Source organism: Luteimonas suaedae (genome assembly GCF_008312895.1).
Classification (GTDB): domain Bacteria; phylum Pseudomonadota; class Gammaproteobacteria; order Xanthomonadales; family Xanthomonadaceae; genus Luteimonas; species Luteimonas suaedae.
The window spans coordinates 1-10,172 of the sequence record NZ_VSSP01000026.1; the positions used below are offsets into that span (position 1 = coordinate 1).

The 10,172-nt window shown below is 59.6% G+C and carries 9 protein-coding genes; all 9 read left to right on the forward strand.

Annotation, left to right across the window (positions count from 1 at the left end; genetic code table 11):
* Positions 1 to 722 (forward strand): HlyD family type I secretion periplasmic adaptor subunit (locus FXO19_RS18755; protein WP_149196646.1); only part of this gene is annotated, 722 nt, incomplete at its 5' end.
* Positions 719 to 1,402 carry a hypothetical protein gene (locus FXO19_RS18760; RefSeq protein ID WP_149196647.1) on the forward strand — a complete coding sequence of 228 codons (684 nt, stop codon included), beginning with the start codon at positions 719 to 721 and terminating at the stop codon, positions 1,400 to 1,402. The genes FXO19_RS18755 and FXO19_RS18760, both read left to right, overlap by 4 nt.
* Positions 1,403 to 1,412: 10 nt before the next feature.
* Positions 1,413 to 1,667 carry a hypothetical protein gene (locus tag FXO19_RS18765; protein ID WP_187775858.1) on the forward strand — a complete coding sequence of 85 codons (255 nt, stop codon included), beginning with the start codon at positions 1,413 to 1,415 and terminating at the stop codon, positions 1,665 to 1,667.
* Complete coding sequence (locus FXO19_RS18770) at positions 1,667 to 2,761, forward strand: hypothetical protein (RefSeq protein ID WP_149196648.1); 1,095 nt, start codon at positions 1,667 to 1,669, stop codon at positions 2,759 to 2,761. Before FXO19_RS18765 ends, FXO19_RS18770 begins: the two co-directional genes overlap by 1 nt.
* A 1-nt stretch (position 2,762) precedes the next feature.
* Positions 2,763 to 3,035, forward strand: a complete 273-nt coding sequence (locus FXO19_RS19715; protein WP_187775859.1) for a hypothetical protein — start codon at positions 2,763 to 2,765, stop codon at positions 3,033 to 3,035.
* Positions 3,036 to 3,067: 32 nt separating this feature from the next.
* Complete coding sequence (locus tag FXO19_RS18780; protein ID WP_149196649.1) at positions 3,068 to 3,769, forward strand: hypothetical protein; 702 nt, start codon at positions 3,068 to 3,070, stop codon at positions 3,767 to 3,769.
* A gap of 45 nt (positions 3,770 to 3,814) precedes the next feature.
* Entirely contained in the window at positions 3,815 to 4,027 is a 213-nt protein-coding gene (locus FXO19_RS18785; RefSeq protein ID WP_149196650.1) for a hypothetical protein, read from the forward strand.
* Positions 4,024 to 4,620, forward strand: coding sequence for a hypothetical protein (locus FXO19_RS18790; protein ID WP_149196651.1), 597 nt, complete (start codon positions 4,024 to 4,026; stop codon positions 4,618 to 4,620). Before FXO19_RS18785 ends, FXO19_RS18790 begins: the two co-directional genes overlap by 4 nt.
* Positions 4,613 to 10,172 (forward strand): calcium-binding protein (locus tag FXO19_RS18795; RefSeq protein ID WP_425481498.1); only part of this gene is annotated, 5,560 nt, incomplete at its 3' end. The genes FXO19_RS18790 and FXO19_RS18795, both read left to right, overlap by 8 nt.

A 10,172-nucleotide genomic window follows, 5' to 3' on the forward strand; every position in this document is an offset into this window, starting at 1 on the left:
AGCTCGATGCGCTCAGCCAGGACAACTACGTGCCCAAGCTGCAGGTCTCCGAGGTCAAGGAGCGCCTGGTCGGCATGCGCCAGGACCTGGCGATCCGGCGCGAGGAAAGCACCAAATCCAGGGCCGGCGAGCGCGCCGTGGTGGAGCAGCTGGCGCGGGCGGAGAGCGAATTCGCGCGCGAAGCCCTGGACGCCCTGACCGAAGCCGAAGCCGCGCGCGCGTTGCGCGCCGAAGAACTGAAGAAGGCGCGCGAAAAAGCCGGCCGGACCGTGCTGTCGGCGCCGGTCGCGGGCGTCGTACAGCAGCTGCAGGTGCACACCGTTGGCGGCGTGGTCAAGCCCGCCGATCCGCTGATGGTCGTGGTGCCCGACGACGGCGAGCTGATCGTGGACGCGATGGTGCCCAACAAGGACGCCGGCTTCGTCCATGCCGGGCAGCCGGTTGAGGTGAAGCTGGAGGCATACCCGTTCACCCGCTACGGCGTGGTCGACGGCGTGGTCGAGCACGTCGGCCGCGACGCGGTCCAGACCGAGAAGGACGGTTTGCTGTACCCAGCGCGGATACGGCTGACGCAGGACTGGATCGAGATCGGCGGCCGCCGCACCCCGCTCGCGCCCGGTCTGTCCGCGACCGCGGAGATCAAGACCGGCGATCGTCGCATCATCGAGTATCTGCTCTCGCCGCTGTCGCGGCGGTTGCAGGAAGCGGGGAGAGAGCGATGAGACCGGGAATCTTATCTGCCAATCGCAGATCAGCATCCGTATTTTCTTTGCTGCTCTTCGTGTCCGCGCTCACGCTGGCAATTTGTCTATTGCTTGTGGCCAGGGCTGCGCCTGCAAACGGCGATCTCGCTCGCGAACCGGAAGCGGAGGCGGCTGCAAGTGCGCGCGAAAGAAAAGTCGATGCCGGAGTGGGAGGAGAAGGTGCGTATGACAACAGCAAGCTCGGCAATAGGCTGTTCGTTCTCATAGAGAGTATCCACCGCAAGAGCGATATTTCGAGAGAGAGCGCTGAGAAGGTGATGGCGCGGAAGCTGGTGCGTGACCAGTCACGCGAGGAGGTCTACGTTCTGGCAGAGAGAACGAAGGAAGGCAATGCGTACAGGATAAAATTTGAAGAAGAGAATGATATAGACCGAAATATCTGGGTTACGTTGGGTGCACGCAGCTCGGCCGCGGAATCTAGCGGCTGCATCCTCGGTTTCTCTAGTTTCCATCAGGAAATGGAACGGATCGGCTACGAAGGGTCCAGGATGATCGATCATCACGGCCCCGGAAACGGATGGATGTATGCCAAGAACGGCATCTACATCAAGGCGTACTACAAGTATGGCGTCTACTGCGCTCCAGGTGAAGATATAAGTAGCAAGAATCTCTGTGTCGAAACGGTAACCATAAATTAGGCGAAACTAGATGGCCGATCTAACGCTGCAAATCAATACGTTGCTGAATAACTTTGCGGACAGCGGAGAAGCGGCGCGATTGGCTTCCTGTGCCCCCGCGCGGATACGGCTGACGCAGGACTGGATCGATATCGGCGGCCGCCGCACCCCGCTCGCGCCCGGTCTGTCTGCGACCGCGGAGATCAAGACCAGCAATCGCCGGAGCATCGAATACCTGCTCTCGCCGCTGTCGCGGCGGTTGCAGGAGGCGGGGAGGGAACGGTGATGATCGAGGCGCGCACCTGCGTCCTTGCGGCCATATTGGCCCTGGTCCTTCCTAGTGCCGCCCAAGCCCGGCAACCCATGCCCATAGACATCAAACCCGTAGAAATTACGGCCGACACAGCCGCGGAATGGTGTGCTTCCTCGCCGACGCGAGGTTCGTTCGTGGTCGGCGCGAATGCGGCGGCGCACTTCAACAAGTGTGTGGTATCGCCTGGTTGGCCGACGGCATTGCTGTATTTCGAAACCGATTCCCCCCAACACCCCTTTGCATTGCAGCTGCGCACGGATACTCCGCCGATCATGCTGGGATTCGACGCCACCGGTGGGTTGCGGTGGACCAGCACGCGTGGTGCCGATGGCCGCATCACTCGGCGGCTGAGCGTGTACCGATTCGAGCCGGCCACGCGGAGTACCGAAGTGTTCGCGAGTATTGAGTTGCCCCTCGAATCCCAACTCCTCGGCGCGCTTGAGGGTGAGCGATGCTGGATGCTGATGATTTCCAGCGCCGCGCCGGAGAGCTTGGTACTAGTCGCGGAGTCAGGGGAGCCCGTCATCATAGCGTCGAATGCGCGCGAGCGACCACTATTTTGGGATGCGCCGGGCGGCCGATTCGTGGTTTCGACGCTTCCGACTGCCAATGCGATGCCGGATCTTTCGGCTATCGGCTGCGATGGCGTTCGGCGCCGCCTTGAGCCAGGCCTGATGACGTTCCTCCAGCGCTATTACAATCGCGATAACCATTACTTCGCTTCGGTCAACGGCACCCTGCTTTGGGTGTCGCGACGCGCCGGCATGCTGGGCCCAGAAGCCGTCCCGGCGGCGGCTTTCGATTTGGGTTCGGGCAAGAACATCAACACCAGAGCGTTGCTCGGCACGGCATCCGATCGCGTGTATGGCTACGCCGTTTCTTCCAAGGACCGCGAGCTGAGCGCGGTTGCCACCGACGGCGATATACGCGTGCTGCGCAACGGCCGCCTACTGAAGGCGATACCTGTCTTGTCTGGCTGGACGGCCGACCTGGGCTTCATCGAGGGCGAAACCGATCTGGCCGTGTCCTCGGGATTCGGAATCAACTTGCATCGCATGGAGAACTGACATGAGCGGACGATCCATCGCCAAGGTCCCCGAGCGCAGGATCGAGATCTTCCTCAACCGGATGAGGAATGCGCAAAGCTCAGTCTCCAACGGCCTGCTGTACCCGGCGCGGATCCGGCTGACGCAGGACTGGATCGACATCGGCGGCCGCCGCACCCCGCTCGCGCCCGGTCTGGCCGCGACCGCGGAGATCAAGACCGGCAATCGCCGCGTCATCGAATACCTGCTCTCGCCGCTGTCGCGGCGGTTGCAGGAGGCGGGGAGGGAACGGTGAGGCTATCTAGTCTCCGCAAGTGGATCGCTCGCATGCGCAACAGCGCGGTTGTATGGCTGGCCGCAATGGCGTCCGCATGTGGCGGTGGCGACGATAGATCGGTGGCTCTCGCGGGCCTCAATGGACACGGATCAGCAACGACGGTGAACGCAATGGCAACTGTGATTGTGGAACTCAATGGCACGGACGATTGGGCGGATCCAGCGATGGATCCGAAGCAACCGCCGCTGCTGCGCATCCCGCAGCGATATTTGCCTGCGCATATGTCCGGGTCTGGGCAGGACAAGATCATCGTACGGAGCATCGATCTTCGGATACCCGTCGAGGATATTGACTTGCCTGCTACCGATAGCTCGGAGCGGGCCTTCGCGACCGTCAGTTTGAGCGAGGCCGCTGATGGCTGGGCGCAGCGAACCGGCATGTCGATCCAGGCGGCCGTCCGCAGCCACGGCAGCGTGAAGGATGAGAGCACCGGCCTGTATCGCGTATTGGTCGACGATTCTCCCGGATATTCGGTTCGCTACCGTTACTTCCGGCCCGACGCGTCAGCCGATCTCGAATACGTACACCTGGATTGCGTTTTCTACGAGAGCGACAAACGCCGGGACGCTTGCCTGATCCAGCTGATGCCGCGCCAGAACGTGGTCATGTCGCTGCACTTCGATGCCGCCGGCATCGCCGATTGGCGTATATGGGGCGATGGAATGCGAAAGCTCGCGCAAGGCTGGAATTGAAGCAAACCAACGCTGTCCGAAGAAAAAGCATAAAGAAAATAGCCAATGCCTACGCAACAGGACTTCAGGGATTTCATTCAGCAGCAATGGGACCTGCTCAACGGCACTAACCCATTGCGTGGCAACGTCTATGACAACCCGATCCGGTATTACCGCGAGAACTTCGACAACCCGCATGTCGCGGCGACGATCCAGCAGCTGATCATCCAGCTGTCGCCGCTGTCGCGGCGATTGCAGGAGGCGGAGAGAGAGCGATGAATCCGAAGTTGGCAGGTCGCATGCAATCATTCTCCATTGCCTTACTTCTGTTGACGTCGCGGCAGCTATCGTGCGCCGAGCCCCATGATACGCGTGGGTCCGCTGGAGCCGAAACGCAGAGCTACGAATCGATCAACGGTCGGATCTTCGGCTTCATAGAGAGCCTAGAGGAGTCATCCAACATCAACAGGAAAACTTTTGAAGCGCAGATGGAATTGCAGCCCAGCGGCACTTCGGCTTTCAACGGGAGCAAGTTCGTCAGGTACATCTATGGGATGGAGAGCGATTGGGGCTACCTGTTCACGGTCAAAGATGCCGTCCTGGGTTCGGTCGATATCGGAATCGCGCGGACCATGGAGTACTACCGGGTGCCGATTGAAAGCTGTGCGTTGAATTTCGACGTGCTCGCGTTGCGGTTGCGTGCGTTGAACTATGACGGAACGGATGCAACCGTCCACGCCCTCGGCGGAGAGCGAATGGTCTACGAAAAAGGCAATGTGAGAATCAGAGTTACTTATACCACCACGCGAGCTATGGACCTGAGCTGCGTGAACGTCATCGAGATCGAGTCTGCGGAGGCTGGAAATGGCTGAAATACAAAGCAAGACCTTGGTGCTTCTGGATGAATTCGCGAAGCAGGGCGCTGAAGCTCGCGAGGCGGTCCGTCTGATCAAGATGGCGATTTCTAGCTCCGAATTTCTGGCGATCCGGTTGGAGGACGCGATTCAGAGAGGCTATTTGAAGACGCTGGAGATCAAGGACCACGCCGATGCGTTGGCAACATACAACGAACGGGATTTCAAGATCTCACTTGATCCTTCCATTTTCATAGGAGGGGATGGCGACTCAAATATCGCTCGGTTGGTTTTTGTTCTTAGCCACGAGACGAATCATGCCCACGCCAGGAATCCGGCCAGCGCCGACACGCATTTCGACGAGTTCGTGTCCCAAGTCTGGAAGAAAGTTAATACGCTCGACGACAACGACTACACAAGCATCATAAAGACATACTTGGACAGCCGACGCGGAATCGAGGCCTCAGCGACCATTGCGGGCTGGAATGCGCTTAGAGATTGGTATCGAAATGGAAGCGGAGGAAGTATAGACGCAGCAAAATTTTACGGAGAGCTGCACAAAATAATACCGAACTGCTTCGTACCAACCACAAGCGGCTTTGTGCCGAAATCCTTCATCCAAGTCAATGCGGATTTTTCAATCAGCGTAACGGAAAGCAATAAGGAGGCCTTCGGGATATGCTACTACGATCAGCAAGCGAACACCGCCGGCGATGACCGGGTCGCGGATGCTGTAACGACTTTAGGCTACATCATCCAGAGCGAACTGAGCACGCATCGGGATTACGATCCGGCGACGCTGATCGTCGACCTGGCTGCGATTGGATTGACTTACCAGCAACTGCTCCAGCAAAAGTTGTTCTTCGGCCACGGCTTGGATCCTTTCGTGATCAAGGATACGAGCAGTGGGTCTGTGATCGATCGCACCGTCACCAGTTATGGGCCCTGGAAGACGGAGTACGAGCGCAAGCTTGCCGAAAGGCAGGCGGAGCTCGTAGCCATGATTGAACTCGTCCATCTGGATGAGGATGCGTTGCGCAGGATATCCCAAGCTGGAGGATTGGGCGGTGTCGTCGGGTCGGCAATTGCTAGTGCGCTGCAGATCGACAATGCAGGGTGGAAGGTTCTCGCCTCCGCCACCCTGCAAACTGCCGGCGAGAACTTCGCCGAAGCCATCGCCGCCGGCGGCTTCAGCGCAGCGCTTCCTTCCGGAACTATCGTGGAGGTATTGGGTGATATCGACAATGAATTCACCGCCAATCTCCGCGGCGCCGCTTCAGGTGCCGTTTCCTCGTTTCTGGTTTCCGAACTCATTTCGGCACTTGACCTCGAGGGCACTCTCGCCGAGATCGGGCAAACGGTGGCGAACGCGACGCTGAGCCAGATCATTGAGAACGCGATTCAGATAGCCCAGCATAGCTCGGAAGTCACCAGCATTTTTCAGGGCGTTAATCCGACTATGCTGTGGACGGCATTGGCTTCATATGTCGGCACGCGCCTTGCTTCTGAGCTTGTCGAGTTCGACACAACGGGTGGTCAGATCGGTGCACAGATCGGCACTGCCATAGGTGCATACGCGGGGTACGCCGCAGGCGTCGCTTGGGCGCAAGGAGGCGCACAGATCGGCACAACAGTTGCCGGTCCCGTAGGCGCCCTCGTCGGTGCTTTCGTCGGTTACATCCTTGGTGGACTCATCGGCTCGTTCTTCGCCGCCAAGCCGCAGGCGTGGGCGACACTGGGCTGGAATGAGCATCTAAGTGAGTTCACGGTGATGAGCGCCGGGTCCAAGCACGGTGGGTCGAGTCAAGCGGTCGCCGCATTGGGCACGGCCGTGACTAGCTCGCTGAACTCCGTCGTCGAATTCGTGGGCGCTAAAGTGGCCCGCGTCGATTCGTTGTCTTATTTCACCTTGAGGATGAAAGGCAAGACTTATCACTACGAGTCGTCGAGTGGTTTTGGCTCACGCAACGCGGAAGATGTGATCAACTACGCTACCCACACGGCTTTGAGCGCTACGGTGGGGAAACTGGTTGGCGGCAATATATTCATGAAGCGCGCCTTGAAGGCTAATATAGCGCACGTGTCGAGTCCCTCGGCCTTCGATGTGAGCACGCTATACGGCGATCTGGCTATCGCACGCGATTACGGGTTGTACTTGCAAGATCCCACGCTGGTGAACGCGCTCATCAGTTTTGGGTCGACAAGCGCCTTGGCGGCGCAATGGATGATTACCTTGGCTCGCGCTCACGAGTTGGGATTGGATAAGCGCGCCGATACTGACTGGGTCGGCGGTTTTACGGCGCACTTGGACCAGATCGCGGACGGCATGCTGGACGGGAACGCCATCGTTCCGTCCAGTATGGCCCTGGAACTCGACGAGGACAATGCCAGGATCTTCAACTACCTAGACTCCGAGGGTATTGTGGTCTATGCCTCGGGCGACACCATCAACTCGGCCCTGAAGGATTTCATAATCGGTTCCGGCGGCGATGATACGATCATTATAGAGGGTAACACCATTGGCGACGCCAACGGCCTGGTTATAGATGGGGTGGTGGCGTCAGGCCAGCACATGATCAATGTTGCAGCGGTTATCGACGGTGGCGGCGGCCATGACACGATTCGCGGTGGCGACTTAGGCAATGACTTGGTGGGCGGCGCGGGCAACGATTGGCTGGTCGGTGGCGTGCTGGACGACTGGCTGTTGGGCGGTGACGGGAGCGATATTCTATTCGCAGGTAATGTAGCGAACATCGCGTTCGCGGTAAACGATTCTGCTGCGGAGTCGGTTGCGATAAGCACTGATGGCGGCAATGGCAACTATCTGGAAGGCGGCACTGGCAATGATCGCCTTTATGGCGGACGAGGCTCGGATTGGCTTGACGGCGGCGCTGGCAACGACCGGCTGGTCGGCGGCGCCGGCGGCGACATCCTACAAGGCGGCGGCGGCGATGATCGCGGTGCCAATGGCGAAGCGGTACTCCTGGGGGGCGCGGGCAGCGACCAGTACATCTTCGGTTTCGGCGATGGCAAGGACGTAATCTTCGATGAGTCCGATTCGGCCGGCGCCGCGGGTATCTCGCGTGATTCTATCGCCTGGCGCATCCAGCAGATGGAGAACGGTGCGTTAACGCGCAACTGGGCTGGCGGCGGCGATTACGAAGTCGACGGTTCAGTGAAGGGCGGCGAGGACGCGATTGCATTCGGTGCCGGCATCACGATGGCGAATCTGTTGATGCGGCGGTCGGGCAACGATCTGGTGATCCAGCTGATCTCGCTCGATGCCAGCGGCAATGGCGCGCTGACCGGCGACGAGTTGACCATTCTCGACTGGTTCGAGAGCACGCGCAGGGTGGAGTGGCTGCGCTTCGCCAACGGTGAGGAGATCAGGCTTGGGGATATGACTTCGTTTGTCATCGGAACGGGCGAGTCGGACGTGATCCTGGGTAGTTACGGAGCGGATTTCTTGTATGGCGGCGGCGGCGACGACGAGATCCGCGGCCTCGCCGGCAACGACTTCGGCAATGGCGGCTCCGGCAACGATTTCGTAGCCGGAGACGGCGACAACGACTGGGTGATGGGCGGTTCCGGTGACGATCAAGTCATTGGTGGCGCGGGCCACGATACCGTGTTCGGCGACGATGGCGACGATCGCGTCTACGGTGGATCCGGTTCGGATCTTGTGGTCGGCGGACGCGGTAATGACGAAGTGGTCGGCGGTGCCGGAGACGATGTCTTCCGCTACTCGCGTGGAGACGGCCAAGACGTGGTGATGGATGACTACGTCAACAACTGGGACCAGGTCTGGCAGAACGGCGTTTACGTCAACGGCTACGTGCTGCAGAGCAACGGCACCGTGACCAAGAATGGCGTCGTGTACTTCGATGGCTCCAAGTGGCTGGGTCAGTACGATTGGGACGACGAGAACCAGGTGCTCAAGCGCCACGCGGGCGCCGTGAACGGGGTCGTGGCTGCCGATTCGGGCACGGATACGCTTGAATTCGGCGTGGGCATCGACATCCAGGACCTGATGCTCGGGCGTTCGGGCAATGACCTGATCGTTGCGGTGTCCGAGGACCAGAGTGCGGGCGGTGCGGACCAAGTCTCCGACCGGATCACGATCAAGGACTGGTACTCGCTGGGCGCGCCGATCGAAAACTTCGTCTTCGCCGCGACCGGGCGTCACGCGGTGAGCGCGATGAACCTCGTCGGCGGAAGCGACGGCGATGACACGCTCACCGGAACCGCCGGCAATGATTGGCTGACCGGCAACGGCGGCGACGATGTGATCGAAGGCAGTCATGGCGAAGACATACTGGCTGGCAATGCCGGTGCCGATACGCTCCGTGGTGGTGCAGGAGTCGATGTGCTGTTCGGCGGGTCTGGCAACGATACGTTGGACGGCGGCGCGGGAGCGGACCTGCTGTTCGGTGGGGATGGCATTGATATTGCGTCATATGCATCGTCCACTAGATATGCAGCATTCGTGTATTTGAAGCCAGAAGCGGCTTTTGCCAGCGCAAGTGAAGCGAAGGGCGATGTGTTTGAGAGCATCGAAGGCCTGGAAGGCACGTATGCAGCCGATCATCTTGGCGGAGACGACGACGACAACATCCTGAAGGGCGGCGGGGGCAGTGACGTCTTACTCGGCGGCGGTGGTTCAGACATTTACGTGTACGAAGTCGGAGACTCGAGCGATACCATTCGGGAAGGCAACTACATTGTCGAGGAAATTCGAAAGGCTAACGGCGAAATCAACAGTCAGCTTTACACCGGCAATTGGGAGTATCTGGGATATGGCGCAACCTCCCAGGGCGATCGCCACCAGTATCGGCTGACCGTGACTCGAAACGGCACGAACGAAGTTGTATACAAGAGCAGGGATGGCATGGACTTCCTATATACGGCGCTGACCCCGTCGATGCCTCTGTCGGGTGCTTGGCCTGCCGTAGGCTTTCAGCCAGGTGTCGCGTACGCACGGAACAATCAAAACGGTGAGCAGGTCGTCCGCGATGTTATCCAGGGTGGGGATGGTGGGTCGGACATGGTGCAGTTGGGTGCCGGCCTCAGTCTGTCCAACATCAGTAATGTATACAAAAATGCCTCCGATCTGCGGGTAAGTCTTCTTCCCAGCACTGGGCAGAGCGGGGGCTTGACTCTCGCTAATCACTACGTTGAAGGATCTGAAGTTGAGCAGATCCAGTTTGCTGACGGGCTGACGATTGATCTGATGACGTTGCGGCTGCCGGCGCAGGCCACCAGTGGCGACGATCTCATGATCGGAACCACGGGCACGAATACATTGCACGGACTGGCTGGCAACGACGTCCTTTCCGGCGGCGACGGCACGGACAGCCTCTTTGGCGACGATGGCGACGATATTCTGGAAGGCGGCAAAGATGCCGACAGCCTCGATGGCGGTTCTGACAGCGTCAGCTTGGGTCTGAGCGCGCAAGCGGGTGTTGAGTACGGGGACACGATCCGCTATGTCACCTCTGATGCGGCCGTGATTGTTGACCTGGCCGCCTCCACGGCGACGGGCGGCCATGCGACTGGCGATACCCTGGTCG